Origin of the sequence: Faecalimonas sp. (assembly GCA_029264305.1) — a bacterium.
In the GTDB taxonomy this organism is placed as follows: domain Bacteria; phylum Bacillota; class Clostridia; order Lachnospirales; family Lachnospiraceae; genus Faecalimonas.
The window spans coordinates 118,261-138,079 of the sequence record JARICA010000020.1 but is presented as its reverse complement, the minus strand read 5'-3'; the positions used below and the strand labels follow the sequence as shown (position 1 = coordinate 138,079).

Here is a 19,819-nt window from a genome sequence, read left to right as displayed (position 1 = left end):
ACCTTATCCACGAAATACTATAGGAGATACTGTGCTGATAATGTACAGTATCTCCTATAGTTTATTTAACAGATTTTATTTTATTTTTCTTTTTCTAATAACAACTGCTCCTATAGCAACAACTGCTATTCCCATAAATGTAAGAGGAATTGCCACATTTGCACTATCACCCGTTTTCACTGGTTTATCATTTGGTTTATGATCCGGTTTATTATTAGGTTTCGTATCTGGCTTCGTATCTGGTTTATTGTCTGGTTTCGTATCTGGTGTTGGTTTTTGGACTTTCTCGTAAATTGCATATACTGTCATATCCTCATTTACAACTGTTTTTTCGGTTACCTTTTCACCTTTTCCATTTTCTTCTGTATTCCAGCCTTTAAATGTATATCCTTCTTTTTCTGGCGCTGTTGGAAGTTTATTTCCAATTGCTTCCCCTTTCACTACGGATACTTCTTTTACCTGTTTTCCTTCTGCTGTAAATACTACTGTCTTTTCTTCTGGTTGTGGTTCTGGTACTTCATTTTTCTCGTAAATTGCATATACTGTCATATCTGCATTTACAACTGTTTTTTCTGTTACCTTTTCACCTTTTCCATTTTCTTCTGTATTCCAGCCTTTGAATGTATATCCTTCTTTTTCTGGCGCTGTTGGAAGTTTATTTCCAATTGCTTCACCTTTCACTACGGATACTTCTTTTACTGGCTTTCCTTCTGCTGTAAATGTTACTGTAACTGAATCTACCACACCTTCTGCTTTTGTTATGAAGTATGTTTTTCCTTTTTCTGTTTCAAATGTAATTCTTCCAGTTTTTCCTTCAATCTCTTTTGTTGGAACTTTCTTTCCTGCACCATCCTGTACAAATACTTTTTCCCATCCATTTACCTGTACTGTACAAGTTCCTCCATTTCTAGATTCAATCATTGCTTCTGTTAATACGCCTTTGTTCCAGTTTTCACTCACAACAAAGTTTCCTCTTGCAACTAAACCACTAACTGAACCTGATTGCCACTGATTTTTAGGCATTGCTGGAAGTAAATTGATATATCCAGCATTTGACTGTAATAACATTTCAGCAACACCACTTGTATATCCAAAGTTTCCATCAATCTGGAATGGTGGATGTGCATCCCAAAGGTTTGAATAGATACCATTTTTGATAAATGAATCAATAATCTTGTATGCATGGTCTCCATCACCTGTTCTTGCCCATGTATTTAATCTCTGTGCAATTCCCCAACCTGTAGCATTATCTCCACGGTCATTTAAAGAAACTTTAGCTGCATTCATCGTTTTTTCGTCATCAACTGTAATTAAATCTCCAGGATATACAGCTAATAAATGAGACATATGTCGATGTCTTTGCTGATACTGTGGAATTTTTCCTTTCACATTGTTACCAAATGTTGTTTCATCATACCATTCTTTAATCTGTCCGCTCTGTCCGATTTCAATTGGTTTTAATCCATCACGGTATTCTTTCCATTGTGCAATCTGCTCTTTAGAAACTGTTCCTGCTTTATTTGTGTTTAAAATCTCTGCTGCTTCAATACAATCATTAAACAACTGCCATACAAGTACATTCTCATACACATTTCCTGCTGTATATGGTCCATGTTCTGGTGAATATGCTGGAATTGTTACATAACGCTCTTTTCCATCTGCTGTTCTAACCTTTTTTAATACAGACATGTAAAATTTTGCCTGCTCTTCCATCATTGGGAAAATCTCTTTTTCTAACTTTTTAGTATTTCCTGAATACTCATATGCCTCGTATACATTCTGAAGCATCCATGGAACTGCTGCCGGAGACCATCCCCAAGAAAAGTCCCATCCTGGACAAGTCCAACCGAATGGTGTGTTTTGTGTATGTGCAGTAAATCCATTTTTCTTTCCATTTGAATTATCAATACCGAAATATGTAGATGCTGTAACACGTCCTGGTTCACGAAGGCCATCTATATATTTAATCATCGGCTCGGCACATTCTGCCATATTTGTTACATATGTTGGCCAATAATTCATTTGAAGATTGACATTCATGTGATAGTCGCTTCCCCATGCAACAGGTGAATTTGCTTGTCCAGCACAATCTAACCATACTCCCTGTAAGTTAGCCGGAAGTTTATCCCCTTCTCGTGTAGATGAAATCTGAAGATATCGTCCATACTGGAATAAAATAGCTTCTAGATATGCCTTCTCTTCTGCAGTTGCTTTACTGCTCTTATATGATGCAATCAAGTCATCCATCGTCTTCTTATATGCACCTTGACCTAAATTTAATTTTACACGATCATAAATCTTCTTATAATCTGCTACAGCACCATCTTTTACGGCATTGTATCCTTTGTTCACTGCTTTGTCTAATACTGTTTTTACTTGCGTATTTAGTTCTTCTGCAGTGGCACCTGTTCTGTATTTTGGATATGTCATCTTATAATCTGTATCTGCAGTTACATAAATATACACTTCTGTAGCACCAGATACAAGAAGTTTTCCTTCTTCATTCGCTACTGGTTCAACTTTACCATCTTTTACAACAACTTTTAATCTTCCGTTAAACAACAGACCATTGTCTTTCATATGCCCAGACACAACAATTGTGCCATCTTTAGTTGCCTCATATTTCACTTCTTTTCCAAGTGCTGCATTTGCAGGCTGATCTACTGGAAAACTTACTTCAAATTCCAAAGGTTTCATTTCTTTTTGGGAATTTTTAAGTGCTTCTGCAGTCAACTTCATTGCAATAACATTATCTGGATAACTTGCAAAGTATTCTCTATTGTAATGTGTATAATCTCTGTCAAAAGATACTGTTGCAAGAGCTGAATCAATATCAAGTGCTCTTTCATAGTTTGTCACTTCTGTATGCTGTGGTTTTTCTTCATCCATTGTTGTCACAATACCATCTAAAGAAACTTTATTATTTTTTATTCCTTTGATTGTTAATGTATGTTCTCTCTTTTCAAGCCCATTCACTTTCAACAAACTCTGTCTTGCAAATGCATTCGAATGTGTGTCCACTTCTTTCCATGCACCATTATCTACTTGATACTGGAATTTTCCAAGCTGATCACTTTTTGCTCCAAACAATTCAAAACCTGTTCCTGTAAATTTACAAGTTAATGTTGCTCCTTCTGCTTTCGATGGGTCAACATATACTTCGTCTTTACCGAACCATTGATTTCCATCGGATTCATTCGTTCTATCCCAACGTGCCCAACCACCTGTAAATTTTACTTTGTCTGTTTGGTTTTGTGGATTCCAATCAATTGTTTCTCCTACTAACACTTTGAAATAGTCAAATGATGTCTTTGCTTTTCCATTTTTTGCCTTAGACTCAAAAACTAATTTATGTTTTCCATGTTCTAAGCCTGAGATTTCAAACAGTACCACTCCTTCTTTCTTTGTATCTGAGTACATACTACCTGAAACTGTTTTTTTGTTATCTACTGTTGCAGTAAAATCTCCCATTTCGTTATACTGCACACCAATCATCTGGATGCCTGTTCCTTCAAACTCTACTTCCAATTTTGCTGGATTGTTTGCAAAGTGTTCTGAACCAGCTTCCCATGTAGGCTGTGGCCAGTCTCCCCATCCTGGTCCATATTTAATCTTATCGCTTTTATCACTGATAATATTTGCTTCTTGCTTATCACCTTCTCTGTCGAAATCAAGATAGATATCTCCCCATCCTTGATAAGCTCCATATTCTCGAGTATTTTGGCCAACTAATTTTCCACACATATCTGCTGCGTTGCTTTTTCCATCCAAAAATGCCTGCTGAACAGATTCCAAATATTTTGCCATGGATTGATCACCAACTTTGTTGATGTTCCCTCCTGTGTGTGGTTTATCTGCTGTAGGTCCTCCATTCCACAAAGTCTTATGGTTAAATGTTAAATGTTCTTTCTCCACTTCTCCATATACATTTGCTCCCATATAAGAGTTCCCAATTGGAAGTGATAATTGTTGCCACCAATCTGTAGAACTACCACCACTTGTAAAATTTCCAGATTGACCTGTTAGTTTTCCTTTTGACAAGGGTTCGTCAAATCGAATCTGCATTGGTGCTTGTTCTGTCTTTATAGACGCCGCCTTTACAGAAGTTGCTCCTGGAAAAGGGACTGCTGTTGCTGCTAATACAACAGCCAACGCACCACTCAATATACTTTTTGCATATTTGTTTCTCTTTTTCATTTTCCTTTCTTTTCCTCCTTTTGCTTATTTTTTAGCAAAAATATACATCTTACTTAAATAACATTATATATAATCTATCATATTTGCCCATTTTTTTCCATAGTTTCCAATGATTATTATTGAATTTTTACCTATTTTCCCCATTTTCTACATAACAATTCCCATACTATCTCATCTATATGCATGGCAAACAAAAAAGCCCGTACTTACCTTGTTCGGCATCATACGGACTTTTGTAAATTATTTAATTTCTATAGATATCCTCTCGGTTTATGAACAATATTTATGTACGATTTCTTGCATTTGATCAAATTGTTGTTCCATTTCATCAACCAATCTGAACTGTGTACGTGCACGTACTAAATTATGTTCTGGATATGTTGTCTTAAAGTATGTATCTCCTTGCAGATAATCTGTTAAGAAACGCATTCCACACTCTAATGTCATTAATCTTGCTCCCCATGGAAGACTTTCTATTTCTTCTGGTGTTAAAACATCTTTTGTCGCTTCTAGATATCCGCGTACATATGTCTCATATAACGAAAGATCAAAATGCATTAAATCTAAATCTTTCTCATCTTCTGCTGCTGTTGCGGCTCCAAAGCGAATAGAATCACCAAAATCATTTGCTGCAAGTCCTGGCATAATTGTATCTAAGTCGATAATACATAAACCTTTTCCAGTTTCAGCATCAAATAAAATATTATTTAACTTTGTATCATTATGTGTTACACGCAATGGAAGAACGCCTTCTTCTTGTTGTGTAACTAATACTCCACAATCTTCTTTTCTCTTTAATACAAATTCAATTTCCTTACGACATGAAATTGCTCTGTTTTTTATATCACGTTTCAATGCAAATTCAAAAGTTTCAAAACGTTTTACTGTATTATGAAAATCCGGAATTGTCTCATTCAAATCCGATGCCGGATAATCTCCTAATTGCTTTAAGAAATGTCCAAAACTATTTCCTGACTGATAGAATTGTTCTGGATCTTCAACTAATTGATAACAGACAGAATTTGGAATATAGTGGTAACTTCTCCAAGGTTGTCCTTCACTATCTTCGAAATAAGTCGAACCATCTTTTGTCTTGATGGCAGATAATGTTTCTCTATCTGGATCGCCACCTTCTTCACGAATAACATTTCTCAAATATTCTGTTACATGGAAAATATTATCCATTACCCCTGCTGGATCTTTGAATACATTACTATTTACTCGTTGTAAAATATAGCAAAATTCATCTCCTGCTTCACCTGGCATATATACCGCATATGTTTCATTAATATGACCTTCTCCAAATGGTTTTACATAACTGCATTGAGGACCAAATCCAAAAGCATATAAAGCATCTTCTAAGTTAAGATTACCTACTCCGTCTATTTTTCTTCTTGTAGAAAATACGACTTCTCCTGCTTCTACTTTTCTCTTTGGTTCAATTGTACAATTCGCCTTTACTACACTACCTAAACCGATATGTGCACCACTTGCCACATGGGAATCATGATCTACTACTGCACCACTATTTACTAAAACACCATCTTCAATAACAACATGGGTATTGACCACTGCTCTTTGCATAATAAAACTACCATGTCCAATCTTCGCACTTGGGCTAACAACTGCTGATGGATGGATAATTGCTGGTACATTATAACCTGCTTCCAACAATTTTTCTGTCCAATATAGACGCATCTGATTATTTCCAAGTCCTGCTACAGCTGTGTCATATTCTTCAAGAAAAGCTTGGTAATCGCAACACTTTCCTACTACATCTGCACCTTTTACTGCATCGTCTAAAAAAACAACTTCTTCATATCCTAATTGTATAGCAGTCTCTTGAATCATCTGTCCAAAACCGCCAGCTCCTAAAATTAATAGTTTTTTCATTCGTTTACTCGATGAACTTATTAAAAGTCACCTGCCTCCTTCCATAAAACATCTTATCTGTATAAACCATACAATATTGTTTCTCTTATTTCTCTATTATTGTTTCTATTTTCTTACTAATTATAAATCTTTTTCCCCTAGTCGTCAATTTTTTATCACATGAGAAATAGACATATTTCTACTTATATTTACATATACTTTATATAGACTAAACATAAAAGGAGAATATACATGTTAAAACTTATTATTGGATTTATCTTTTGCTGCCTTCTAATCGCATTGTTAATTGTATTATATTGTCATCTTGTTAAACTTTCAGAGAAAAATAGGGAATAGTATAAACTTATATATAAAGGACTCTATAATTAATTTTGGAGTGGATGATTTTAAATCACACATCTCAACATTTTTTTGTTTACAATGAAAATAAAAAACCTCCCAATGCCAGTCGTCAAACCAACCACTAGGAGGTGCATAACAAATGCATAGTCATTATATCAACAAACTGTTAAATATTGAAGATGTAATTATCAAAAAAATTTAACACGCAAATACTTTTGTAAAGATGTATCTTGAAGCCACCCCTCTTGAGCAGGTTTGTCCTTGTTGTGCTTCTTCTACAAAACGTATTCATAATTACCGTTATCAAACTATTAAGTTACCTTTTCAGTTGAAACATTGTTATCTTGTTCTTCATAAAATGTGATATGTATGTAAGTGTGGAAAACGTTTTTATGAAAGTTACTCTTTTCTACCTCGATACTTTCAGAGAACGGCAAGATTAACTGCTTTTATTGAAACTCTTCCTGACAAGCAATACACTATGCTATACTTTATTTGAATCACTCCATTATGTATTATAATTCTTGTAAAAATTATTAATAAAATTAATTATATCTATGTTATATTTCTATATATATTTTTTTAACTTTCTTTTTTATCTGTTTCTACAATTTGGTTTTTCTATATTTATTCCTGGCACAATTGATTAAAAACATAGAAATTTTTCTATTTTACTTAGTATTTATATTTAAAAATTCTACTTCTACTTTACCCCCTGTTTATAGGGTCTTTTATACATATTTGAAATTAATAATGGAACGGATATATAAAATATAGTATATAATATATCTGAATACGATAACGCAAAAATACTTAAACTTTCAACAGTTGCATGAAATATAAATGCTATTAACGATGCTCTATATACATGTACTAATTTATGATTTTTACATTTTTTACATTTTTGATATGTATATGTAAATATACATATCAAAAATATTATTTCTAAAATTCCTCCATCAACTAGTATATCAAAGTACATGCTATGAAACTGTGTAAGTCCCATTCCTCTCTCCATCGCAATGTCTGCTCCAGTATAAAAACCCACACCTAAGAAACAACTATCTTTAAAAATATCCCACGCATATTTCCATAAAGTAAAACGTCCACTATCTGCGCTACTATCCATTCGAATATAATTTTTTGAAATATATGTAATAACATCTGTTCCCAAAAGAATTACTAATCCTATAAAAAGTATCAAAGAAGCTATGACAAATTTCTTTTTTGTGTTTTGTGCTTGTAATAATATCATACATATTATAATTACTATAGAAAAAAAAGCTGCTCTGCTAAAAGTTGTTAGAATCCCCATAACTTGAATAGCATATACTATAAATTGATATTTCTTTTTATACAATTGACATAAATAAGTATTAGCAATAAATGCAACAATTAAAAAAGCAGAGTATTGATTTCTATTTGCAAAAAAACTACGGATTTTTAATGTGTTTGAATTCGCAATATTTCTTATTGTTAATATTTCTCTAAACTCAAATACAAAAGAATATAGACAAGCAAAAATAGATATTATAACAACAACATTCATTAATTTAATAAATGAATGTTCATCTATTTTAATGTGATCCATTAACACAAAAAATAAAATAAGATTTGTTATTTTAATTATAACATTAATAAGATCAAAATAATTCAACTTTATATTGAGTATCAAATCTACAATTATAGGAATTATTAAAATAACAAAGTATAATACCACTATGTACATACCAAATTTATTTGTAATAATTTTATTATTTAAAGCGTACATTATCGCAAAAATGGTTATTATGTAACCTAATGCATACAACGGTACTAATGCAGCTGATGTGTTTAATATTCGAGTGGCAATAATCATTGGTGCAAGCATTGAACACAACGATATTATAAGTGCTTTCCCTATCCTATTATTTTCAATCATAATATCTTTTCCCTGTGTAGTTATTGTTATATAAACTATAACATATTCCTTTCTTTCTATTTAGATACTTTTACTAATAATAAAAAAAAGCTTATTGATAAGATGATATTGGCTATTGCTGTTGATATTGCAAAACCAATTATTCCATATATTTCACTTAGTAGCATACCTAATATTACCAATATTGCAATATATATTATATATGAATATATTAATTTTTTACTCTCTACATATTTTAATAATACCCCTTTTGTAATAGACGCCATACTGCTAAATGCTACCCCAATACATATAGGTATAATCAACTTTGTTGCTTGTAATAGATATTGAGGGTATAATATTCTTAATGTCAGATGTGTAACCGGTATACTTATCATAAATACCGTAACAATTACAGGAATACTTATTTTTATCATTATCTTTGTAATTCTATTTCTAAATTCCACATCATTTCCTTTTAACCATGATAAGATAACTCCATGCAAAGGATTTGTAATTAGACTTATTACTTTAGACATAGAACATGTCGCAAAATATACAGTAACAGCATTTGCTCCCAATATCGGATAAATAATAATTCTATCAAAATATGAAGTTAAATTAACAAGCAATGATATAAAACTAAAATCTCTAAATTTTATCCATATTTTCTTATTGTCGGCTGTTTTCTTTATATTTCGAAATTCGAAATCAGCTTCTTTTATATCATAAAAAACGCAAAAAAATTCTGCGCAAAAAAATGGCATGAAACTAATTCGTGTTTCATATGTTATAAATAATCCAACACATATACCTGCCAAATATATTATATTTTGAATAACAATTTTATAAAACACATGATTTAATCTAAAATACACAGTTGAATATAATCGAAAATTACCTAATAGAATGCATATCGTAAGAAACAAAATTTCAACTGTGTCAAAATCAAATATTCTCAACCCAACACATGATACTACCAGAAGACCTGGTAATAACTGTAACAATATTCTATTATAATCCGAACTTTTATCTCCATCTTCCCTTCTAACTTGACGAACTATTCCTAATTCACTACCAAAAACATTAGTTAATATTGCATAAACTGATAAGTATATTGTCATTTTAGAAAATTGATTCCTACTTAAAATTCTCGACATAATAGGCATAAGCAAAATTTGCTGTGTTAGTATATATATTCCAAATCCAAGAGTATTATATAACAAATCGCCAACTATATTTTTATATCTATTTTTCATATTTTCTCAACCTAATTCTTCTCATTTTTATCATGGTTATATTTCATTAATTATAAAATTATAAATTTCTTGATAACTATTTTTTCGATCAAACTTTTCTTCAGCACATTTTCTCGCATTTTTCCCATACCTATTTCTTAATACTTCATCATCAAGAAGTTCACATATTTTATCTTTTATTTCATCAATACTACTATTAGAAATATTGTATCCCATGTTATATTTTTCTACCAAATTTCTATATTCTAAAGATTCTTGTGTACTAATAACTGGTAAGCCAGCCATGGCATAATCACCATGCTTATTGATAATGCTTTGTGCTGCACCATGTGTTATTGGATTAACAGCAATATCACATCTGGATAATAACCATACCATATCTGGATAAACGACATTTCCAGTAAAATATACTGGTAATCCTTTAGCCTGTTTCTCAAACTCTTGTTTCCTAGGTCCATCTCCCATAATAATGAATTCTAACTTAGATAACTCTTTTTCTTTCATTTGTTTTAGAGCAGAAAGAATTATTGAAATATCATAACTTGCACCAAGAGTACCTACATATACTAACCGCACCTTGTCACTATAATTCTTATCACTCATCCTATTAATTATATCTTTAAAAATTTTATTCTTACTTGCAGTATCATCTAGCAAGTCAACTGTTCTATTGGCATAAAAATCAAAATCCTTTAATTGAGTTCCTAAAAATACTGGTATTCCCTTTTTACATTTTTTATTAACTAACATCGCTCTGTCCACATATGTCTGTGATACTGCAATAACCCCATCTGCCTGTTTATATATATTATTAGCCTCAGTATTCATAGGCAAAAAAATCAGATTGCTTAAAACAGGTATATTAAATACCATTTTAAACGCTTCTGGCCATAAATCTTGAATATCTATAATAAAATGTACATCACTATTTTTGCAATAATTTTTCGCCACTTTGGCAACATCCAATGACGGTATTGCACAATATATAACATCAGGTTTTTTTCTAGTGCTAAGATATTTTTTAAGGTTCTTCGCTAGCACTGCATGGCTATAAAATCTTTTCAAACATACATTTTTAGGATATCCTGGTTCTTTTAATGTTGTTATTTTGAATTTTTCTGGCTGTTGAACGCTTTTAACGTGTTTTTTAGCCCCATGCATATAATTAGATGTTATTATCTCAACTTCGTTATCACCATTCTCACTAAGCATATTTGCCAAGTATATAAATCTACTATTGTTCCCCTCCAATTTTTCTATGTTACGTAAATACTGAGATACTATAACTATATCCATTATTACTCCCCCTATTCAAGCTTAATCTTGACATCATCAAAAAGTTTTTCATCATCTAAAATAATTGGCTTAACATCAACATCTCTTAAAAATACATATGGTTTCTCGTAATGATAATATGGTGCTCTCTCCACTCTATCACAATTTCCATCCTCAAGAATTTTAATTGTATCCTCTACAAGATCAAACCCTACATGTGACATTACCCCTGCATATGCCATGTGGCGAATATTAACTTCTGTCACTTTCATATTTCCATCTTTATCTTCTTTTAAGTCAAAAGAAAGAATTCCATGTGCAGGAACATTAAGCTTACTTTCAAGATATTTAATACATCTATCACAAAATTCGTTAATTCTGTCTTCATTTAAAAATCTTCCAAAATGAGTATTTCCTGTAACACCTGATGGAGCTGTATTAGCCATTACATATTCAGCACACTCCAATGCTGCACCTTTTACATATTCTCCATTGTAATAGAGCATTTCATTTGCTAAATGTCTTCCAGTCAAAAACTCGCTTACAGTAAATTCTGGTATACGCGCATTAATAAAAAGCCAACTCCTATAACTACTTATATCATCTAGTCTTAACGATCCTAGTCCACCTGTTCCTTCAGTTGCACGAATCCAACACGGAAAACCTATTTCATTTTCAACTTCTTCAAAACGAGGATTTTCCTGTGTAACTTTAATTGTTTTTGGAATGAACTCTGTTCCTTCAAGTAAATCTGCCATAATAGACTTATCTTTTAATGATACTGAAAGTTTTTTGCTCCCCATAAATACTGGACAAGGATATTTTCCATTCTTATCATAATAATCTCCCCATTCAACTATTTCACTCTCAGGCTGAACAAAAGCATAATCTATTTCCTTTTCTTCAATAAGTCTTTCAATCCAAGGAAAATATTCTTTATCTGTACATCTAGGGCAAACATAATATTCATCTAATAACCCTTTCATAAAAAAACCCACAGCTTTTTTATCAATATCGCATCCTATAATTTTGTAATCTGGATGATTTTCTCTGATAATTCCAGTAATTGATCTAGGTGTTAACCCACCGATCCCTGTTACTAATATTGTTTTTGTATTCTTCTCCATAGCTTATCTCTCCCTCTTAGTATCTGTTATATCTTTATCCCATTTTTTTATTACATCAACCATCCTTTTAATATCATCTTTATCATATCTTTGATCACATATTAAAGATAGTTCTATATCGTACAAATTTGATTCACATTTATCATTTGGCTTTGGCCAATGGATCGGACAGTATATTTTATTTTCAGTTAAATATTTTCTTAATGATTGTCGATTCTCTTTATCGACTATAATTGGTAAAAACAAAGGACTATTCATCTCTATTATATTAAATAATGGTTTTATATTTTTACACTTCTCTAAACCACCATATAAAATCGTTGCATTGTCACATCTCCTTTGACAAACATCTTTCCAATTTATACTTTTCAATATTTCCAAGGATTCTTCATCTATTTTCAAATTTGAATAATTATCTGCAAGCCATTTATTACTTTCTGAAAACATATTTAAAAACTGGTCTTTACAAATTTCTTGTTCACCAGATAAATATTTTTGTTTTAATGTCATCGCCTTCTTTTTCTTATCAACAAATTCTCGACTAGGACATTCTTGTGGTTTTTCTTTAAGTGTTTTATCTAAAGCTACGCATATTCCTCCTGACAATACTGGCCCCCATTTACGAATTGAACCAATCAAATAACTACTTTGTTTATGGTATACCTGATTTGAAAGTAAACTATGCGTAATATCCTCAATAATAACTCCCCCCCTATTAATAAACTCTTTCATATCTGGCATAGATACATCAAACCCAAAATAGTTACACCATAAAATCGCATCTATATCGTTATCAATACTGACGTTAATCTTAATCCCATTTTCATAATATACATCATAAAAATCTACTATAATTCTCGCTTGTCTAAATGGTTCAATCATAGAATCACAACAATACGAAGGAAGTAATGCCTTTTTTATTTGAAATTCGTTTTTCAAAACAGTTTCTATAGATGTACGACCTGAAAACGTAAGTATATAATTGTTTGATTTTTTAGTATTTAAACTTACTTCTTCTTTATGATTCTCATATTGATATTCACTACCTATTTCTTTTTTCTTATATTTTTGATTCAACATAATCCTATTTTAAATAAACCCTTTATTCCTATATATTACTCTTTCATTCCACTTTTAATCTATCATAACATTTCTTTTCATCATCTGCTTCTTCAATAATAGTCCTATTATAATTCCACTTCCACAAGTTCTAGGAAACTCTAAATTAGAAACTGTTGACTACCATCCTTAACATAATTTCAAATGCAAGCATTAATATCTTCAAACAGTTGAATGTTTTATTTTACTTCTAATTCTTATTTTTTTATAAATTTTTCCTTTCTACCTAAACAATCATGGCTCTTTATATTTTCTAATATTTTAATATTGCTCATTATTTTATACTCCCATATAAAATCTAATGAATTCTTCTTGAGTCAAATTTAATTTAAATCCATTTTTTGCCTGTTCTGGCTGTATTTTTTTATACCACGACCATATAGTATCCATTGTAGGTGTAGGTACTTCAAATAATCTCGCCACTTCTATCATTATTTTTATGCCCAATGGAAAATCAGAAACAAAATATCTTGAATTAAAATCCGGTACATATCCTTTCTCATTTTTAATAACCGGAGAATATAATCCTTTCAATCGATCCAAGCTGCAAATTCTTTTTGCAAGTTCCTCTGGAGTTCTGATATTGTGTCTAGATTGCATAGATTCAACCTCTCTCATATCCATCGGGATAGCTTTACATATCTGCTGAAGTTCATCACTACAATTAAGCAAAATCTCTGCCCCATCTATAGTCCAAGCTTCATAAAATAATTCATTTTCCGGATAATTATTTCCTGGCACATAGTCTTTAAACATAGCATAGATTCGAGATGTGTGTAATACTGGATTCGAAGGTGTAAAAGCCACTGCCAAATAGTTCGCTGCTGGTCTACACACCATATCAAATAAAGGTTGTATATATTCTGAAATATTTTTGGATTCTTTCGCTGGTATACTTCCTATAACCAATTCTGGTGCTGGTCCTAGCATATATGCAGATTTACCATATTCTTTTAATCTTACAATACTAGGAACACGTGCTAATCCAAAAAATTTGACTCCCTTATTTATAATTGATTCAAAAGCAAATTCTGCTGCCCCTGCTCCTGGAGCCATACCTACTATCTGTCTATCATTTACATATGGTTCCATAGCTTGTGCAGTTTTCTCGAATAACTGTGGTGGAACCACTATCCAAATTAAATCGGCATTTAATATCGATTCTTTCCAATCATTTGTTGCTTTTACAATTTCACCTTTACACACCAATTCTTCATCATTTGTATAAACCTCCAACACTTTACAAAATTTTTCTGGATTAGAGGTCTGTAAAATAACTTCATTACCTTTAGAGGCAAATGATGCTGCCATTAATGTTCCTAAATTTCCTCCACCTACTATTGTTATCTTCATATTTTTCTCCTTCTAGCACAGATTATTCTATATCCATTCACTCTTATAGACTGGTCTTAACATAGAATTCCCATCATCATCTACAACTTTAACCTTATTATAAATGGCATTTACAGTATAAACAAATTCTTCAAAACTATCCGCCGCTATATAAAAAATAGCTACTGGTTTATCAGTAATATTTCCTACTTTGAAACTATCTCCAACTTGCATATTTCTAATACAATGTTGAACTGATTTCATTTCACAAACTTCGTCTATCCCTTTTATCTCTGCAATTGAATTACCATTTTCTTTAACAAGCAGATTTACAACTCCACCCTTTCCATTGAATTTAGCATTAAATTGTTTGCACCCTTCTTCACTTAACATTTCACCACTTAAAGCAAAATTAATTAACATATCCATTGGATTAACCTTTAAAAAATATTCATCCGTTTCTGGGAATGTTCCCCCTAATCTGCATCCCATCTCGAAAAATGTTATTTTATCCCCATTGGTATAACCTTGTAAGAAAATCAATCCATTTTTGAACCCCATATCTTTAAACATATCGACAACTTTGGGATTAATCTGTTCAATATAACTATCTATTTTTGAGGATGGTGCCATTAGCAAATTGGCATGATTTATTGCTGAAGGACGGTCAGGGCAAACCATTCTGTCAAACATAGATAATAAGTAAGCTTTTCCATTTACTAAAATATAATCTAGAATAAATTCTCTTCCTTCTAGATATTCTTCAACAACAACTTCTTTTCTTTTTGAAAAAGATAGTGCCTTCTCTACCTGTCCTATGTACTCTGCTGTATTTCTACAAACTGATGCGCCTCTTGATCCACTTCCGTCCAACGGTTTTACAAAAACAGGATATGATAATTCACTGGCCATTTCACGATAATTATCTTTTGTTACCGGATATGTTATAGGTATTGGTAAATCATACTTTTTACACATTTTTTTGAAGGATTTTTTATCTGTTGAAACATCAATCATTTCTTCTGTCGTATAGCATGGTAAATTCAATCTTTTACACGCTTCATAACACGGTTTCAAAAGAATATCAACAAATCCCGTTGTAATACCATCAATTGCATTCTCTTTACAAAAATCAACAATTTCATCAACGTTTATCGCATTTAACATAACAGCTTCATCTGCAACCAATTTGGCTGGACTATTTTCATCGTAATCCGCAACATAAACATATGCCCCCATTTTCTGAGCACGCAGAACAATGTCCGAAGCTTTTTTTAATCCTCCAAGAACTAGTAATTTTTTCCCTTTTAAATCATTATAAAACATTAAAATCTCCTCTTATTATACCACTTCACAAAACTATCTTTTGTTTCTTTTCATTTCTTCTATTCGATATTTATCAAAATCTATGATCTGCGTTGTCCCACATATTGCAACATCACTTCGTTTAACAACTTTCCATACCGTTTTAAATATAATTTCCAGATCCAGTTTAAGAGAAACATTATTTACATACCTAACATCATAACGAAATCTCTCTGGCCAATTCAATGCATTTCTTCCATTTATTTGTGCCAATCCCGTCAATCCGGGACGCACATCATGTCTCTGCTTTTCAAATTCATTATAATATTGTAAATATTCAACTGCTAATGGTCTAGGTCCTACTATACTCATATCTCCTTTTAAAATATTAAACAATTCCGGCAGTTCATCTAATGACGTGCTTCTTAAAAATTTTCCATATTTATTTAATCTTATCGTATCAGGCAAAAATTTTCCATTTTTATCTTTTCTATTATCCATAGAACGAAATTTAACTAATTTAAAAATCTCCCCTTTTTTACCAGGTCTTTTCTGAGTAAAAAAGGGATTTCCACGCATGAAAATTGCTCCCAATAACATAAGAACTAGAAAAATTGGCGATAAAATAATCAACGCAAGTAAACTCAAAACAAAGTCTAAACATCTTTTAAAACATTTCTTGTACATCATACTCTCCTATTTGAAACATGCTTTTACTATTTCTATAACCCTATTTTGTTCTTCAATTGTCATTTTGTTATCCGAAGGCAAACATAACCCTCTATTGAAAAGATCATATCCTACACATTCTTTTGAACCCTCAATATATGCATCCGTACATCCTCTTACCGATCCTTTTTTAGAGATCACATCACAACTTCTAAAAACTGGTTGCAAACTTAATGGTTTCCAAATCGGTCTACCCTCTGCATTATATTTAGATAAAGTTTCTAAAATTTCCGTTGGACAACTTTTTCCTACTTCTGATTTAAATAAAGGCTCATGTTCACCTCTTACTTGTTTACACATTGCTTCTTTATCAATTAACATACAAGATAACCAAAAATTAGGTTCACAGTTCTTTTCATCATACGGATTCATACTGATTGGAAGATTTTTAAATCCTTCTTTATATCTTTGATAAATTGCTTTCTTCTGTGCAATATGTTCATCAAGATATGGAATCTGTCCCCTAACAACTCCAGCAATAACATTACTCATACGGTAGTTGTATCCTATTTCCTCATGCTGGTACCAAGGTGCATCTTCTCTAGCCTGTGTTGACCACTTACGTATCTTATTTGCATCTTCTAAACTATCTGTTAAAAACATTCCACCTGAAGATCCTGTAATAATCTTATTTCCATTAAAACTAATACAATTATAATCACCAAAATTTCCTGTCTGAATTCCTTTATATGTAGCACCAAAACTTTCAGCAGCATCTTCTATAATAAGTGCATTGTGTCTTTTTGCAACCTGTCTGAGTTCATCCATCTTAGATGGTACTCCATAGAGATTTGCAAAAACTACAAGTCGTACCTCTGGGTAAATTTCAAAAGCTTTTTCTAATGCTTCTGGATCCATGTTCCATGTATCTCTTTCTGAATCTATAAATATAGGTTCTCCACCTTCGTATACAATAGGATTAATTGTCGCACAGAATGTCAAATCACTACAAAACACTTTTTTTCCACTTAGACATCCCTTCCCAAGTTTTTGCATTCCATACAGCTTTTCACCTGCAAGTTTCATTGCAAGATGTAATGATGCCGTTCCTGCTGATAATCCTACTGCATATTTACAGCCAACTTTTTTCGCCACTTGACGTTCTACCTCATTTATATTTTCTCCTACAGTTGACATCCAATTTGTCTCATACGCCTCTGTAACATACTTTAATTCTTCACCATGCATTGTAGGTGTTGCTAAATATATATGTTTTGGAAACTTCTCAAAATTTATTTTCTCTCCATTAAACATTTTTTCTCCTCTGTATTCCTTTATATTAAATTAATCCAATATTTTTCAAGCAATTTTCTTTGTTCTTACTACATCTCTTTTGCTGGATGATAAGTTTCTACCACTTCTTGCACCGCATCTCGTATAATATCTTCTCTATTTGCATAGGAAACTTCCATTAATTCTTGCAACTGTTCCAAAAACTGATCAATATCAAATACAATTGGCTTGCCTATATGGATTAACTCATTAGGAGTTGTCTGTATACCTTCTTCCTCCATCAGTTTTTCTTCATAAAGTTTCTCTCCTGGTCGCAATCCAGTATAATTCACTTGAATATCCACATCTGGTTTTAGTCCAGAAAGTTTAATTAAATTTCTAGCCAAATCATCAATTTTAACTGGTTCTCCCATATCTAAAACAAAAATTTCTCCGCCTTTTGCATATACACCAGCCTGCAAAACTAAACTAACTGCTTCTGGTATTGTCATAAAGTAACGAATAATATCTGGATGTGTAACCGTTACTGGACCACCTTCTGCAATTTGCTTTTTAAAGAGTGGAATAACAGACCCATTACTTCCAAGTACATTTCCAAATCTTACTGCAACAAACTCCGTTTTGATATCTTGAGGCATTTTTTTATTTCCTATAACTTTTTTACTATCCGCATGCTCATAAAGAAATGGAAGTTTATCCACTTTTCCTTCTTTGATACTGCGAGCAAACGACTGAACTATCATTTCACAAAGTCTTTTGCTTGCCCCCATAATGTTTGTAGGATTTACCGCCTTATCTGTACTAATCAAAACAAATTTTTGACACCCATTCATCATTGCTGCATATGCTGTTTTATATGTTCCAATTACATTATTTTTAATAGATTCACACGGACTATTTTCCATTAATGGAACATGTTTATGTGCCGCAGCATGATATACAAGTTCTGGCTGATAAGTTTCAAACACTTCATGAATTCTTCTAGAATCACGCACTGAGCCTATCAAAGTAACTAAATCTAAATCTGGATATTTTCTTTTTAGTTCTTGTTCGATTTCATATGCATTATTTTCATAAATTTCCAAAATAATCAATTGTTTCGGATGATGCTTAGCAATCAGCCGGCAGAGTTCCGAGCCAATGCTCCCACCTCCACCTGTAACAAGCACTTTTTTCCCTTGAATATAACGAAAAATTTCTTCCATATTTACCTTAATCGGATCTCGTCCAAGCAAATCTTCCACAGACACATCTTTCAGTGCAGCCACTTTTACTTCTCCACTTAAGAATTGATAAATTCCTGGTAAATTTTTCAATTCACAACCTGTTTCTTTGCAAATATTTAAAATGTCTCTTTTTTCCTCTACAGTTGCACTTGGAATCGCTAGTACAATTTTTTCTATATTATAACGTTCTACACAATCAAAAATTGAATCTCGTCCACCTTCTACTTGAATCCCATCAATAGACCTTCCCCACTTGTTTGGATTATCGTCTATAATACAGCAAACGTGGTCTTTTTTTCGATCTAAGTTTTTAATATCTCGCAAAAGCATACGTCCTGCTTTTCCTGCTCCAATAAGTAACACTCTTTTCCCACTTTTATTTTCTTGTCTACTCACTTTTCGGCTTTTTTCAAGTAAAACAAACCTATAAGAAAATCGAATACCTAAAACCAAAATAAATTGAATCATAATCCCAAAAATATAATAGGAAATCGGCATTCGATTAAAAAACACTGTAATTCCTACACAATGAACCAAAAAAGTTACTCCTGTGGCAATGATTGTTCTCATCAATTCACTATAACTTGCAAATCTCCAAATGCTATTATACAAATGCATACGCCAAAAAATAAGCAATGACATTACAATATAAATGGGAATAAATTTGAAGTATGCCATTAAATATTCTTCTGGAATCATCGATAATTTACAATCAAATCGAAACCATAATGCAAATAAAAAGGCTAGTCCTATCGCCAATGCATCATACACCACCAAGAAGACAGATATAATCTGCCAATGTTCTAACCCATTAGATTTTCTTTGTTTCCATTCTTTCATATTCTTCCCTCCAATTCATTCTTTTCGATTTTCATCATCACA

12 protein-coding genes and 1 pseudogene are annotated in these 19,819 nt (G+C 32.0%); 1 reads left to right on the top strand and 12 read right to left on the bottom strand.

The window, feature by feature from the left end; all coding sequences use genetic code 11:
- Positions 1-75 precede the first annotated feature (75 nt).
- Together ACY2U7_RS07490 and ACY2U7_RS07485 are read right to left on the bottom strand one after the other, a co-directional pair.
- Complete coding sequence (locus ACY2U7_RS07490) at positions 76-4,197, bottom strand: glycosyl hydrolase family 95 catalytic domain-containing protein (RefSeq protein WP_461816148.1); 4,122 nt, start codon at positions 4,195-4,197, stop codon at positions 76-78.
- Positions 4,198-4,467: 270 nt separating this feature from the next.
- On the bottom strand, positions 4,468-6,090 hold the full coding sequence (locus ACY2U7_RS07485) for a phosphotransferase (RefSeq protein WP_461816147.1): 1,623 nt from the start codon (positions 6,088-6,090) through the stop codon (positions 4,468-4,470).
- A 481-nt stretch (positions 6,091-6,571) separates the two neighbouring features.
- Between ACY2U7_RS07485 and ACY2U7_RS07480 the strand changes: the two are divergent.
- Positions 6,572-6,892: pseudogene (locus ACY2U7_RS07480) on the top strand (transposase family protein); the annotation flags it as partial.
- A gap of 243 nt (positions 6,893-7,135) precedes the next feature.
- Here ACY2U7_RS07480 and ACY2U7_RS07475 read toward each other — a convergent pair.
- The 10 genes from ACY2U7_RS07475 to ACY2U7_RS07430 form a co-directional block, all read right to left on the bottom strand.
- Positions 7,136-8,353: an O-antigen ligase family protein gene (locus ACY2U7_RS07475; protein WP_461816146.1), complete on the bottom strand. Its 1,218-nt coding sequence runs from the start codon at positions 8,351-8,353 to the stop codon at positions 7,136-7,138.
- A 56-nt stretch (positions 8,354-8,409) separates the two neighbouring features.
- Positions 8,410-9,591: a lipopolysaccharide biosynthesis protein gene (locus ACY2U7_RS07470; RefSeq protein WP_461816145.1), complete on the bottom strand. Its 1,182-nt coding sequence runs from the start codon at positions 9,589-9,591 to the stop codon at positions 8,410-8,412.
- A 36-nt stretch (positions 9,592-9,627) separates the two neighbouring features.
- Complete coding sequence (locus tag ACY2U7_RS07465; RefSeq protein ID WP_461816144.1) at positions 9,628-10,887, bottom strand: glycosyltransferase; 1,260 nt, start codon at positions 10,885-10,887, stop codon at positions 9,628-9,630.
- An 11-nt stretch (positions 10,888-10,898) separates the two neighbouring features.
- On the bottom strand, positions 10,899-11,993 hold the full coding sequence (locus tag ACY2U7_RS07460; RefSeq protein WP_461816143.1) for an ATP-grasp domain-containing protein: 1,095 nt from the start codon (positions 11,991-11,993) through the stop codon (positions 10,899-10,901).
- A gap of 3 nt (positions 11,994-11,996) precedes the next feature.
- Entirely contained in the window at positions 11,997-13,073 is a 1,077-nt protein-coding gene (locus tag ACY2U7_RS07455; protein ID WP_461816142.1) for an aspartate aminotransferase family protein, read from the bottom strand.
- A 318-nt stretch (positions 13,074-13,391) separates the two neighbouring features.
- Positions 13,392-14,465, bottom strand: a complete 1,074-nt coding sequence (locus tag ACY2U7_RS07450) for an NAD/NADP octopine/nopaline dehydrogenase family protein (protein WP_461816141.1) — start codon at positions 14,463-14,465, stop codon at positions 13,392-13,394.
- A 27-nt stretch (positions 14,466-14,492) separates the two neighbouring features.
- Positions 14,493-15,770 (bottom strand): ATP-grasp domain-containing protein, encoded by a 1,278-nt coding sequence (locus ACY2U7_RS07445; RefSeq protein WP_461816140.1) that lies wholly within the window; start codon positions 15,768-15,770, stop codon positions 14,493-14,495.
- 33 nt (positions 15,771-15,803) lie between these two features.
- On the bottom strand, positions 15,804-16,436 hold the full coding sequence (locus tag ACY2U7_RS07440) for a sugar transferase (RefSeq protein ID WP_461816139.1): 633 nt from the start codon (positions 16,434-16,436) through the stop codon (positions 15,804-15,806).
- A 9-nt stretch (positions 16,437-16,445) separates the two neighbouring features.
- Entirely contained in the window at positions 16,446-17,732 is a 1,287-nt protein-coding gene (locus ACY2U7_RS07435) for a DegT/DnrJ/EryC1/StrS family aminotransferase (protein WP_461816138.1), read from the bottom strand.
- A gap of 68 nt (positions 17,733-17,800) precedes the next feature.
- Positions 17,801-19,777 (bottom strand): polysaccharide biosynthesis protein, encoded by a 1,977-nt coding sequence (locus tag ACY2U7_RS07430; RefSeq protein ID WP_461816137.1) that lies wholly within the window; start codon positions 19,775-19,777, stop codon positions 17,801-17,803.
- Positions 19,778-19,819: the final 42 nt, after the last annotated feature.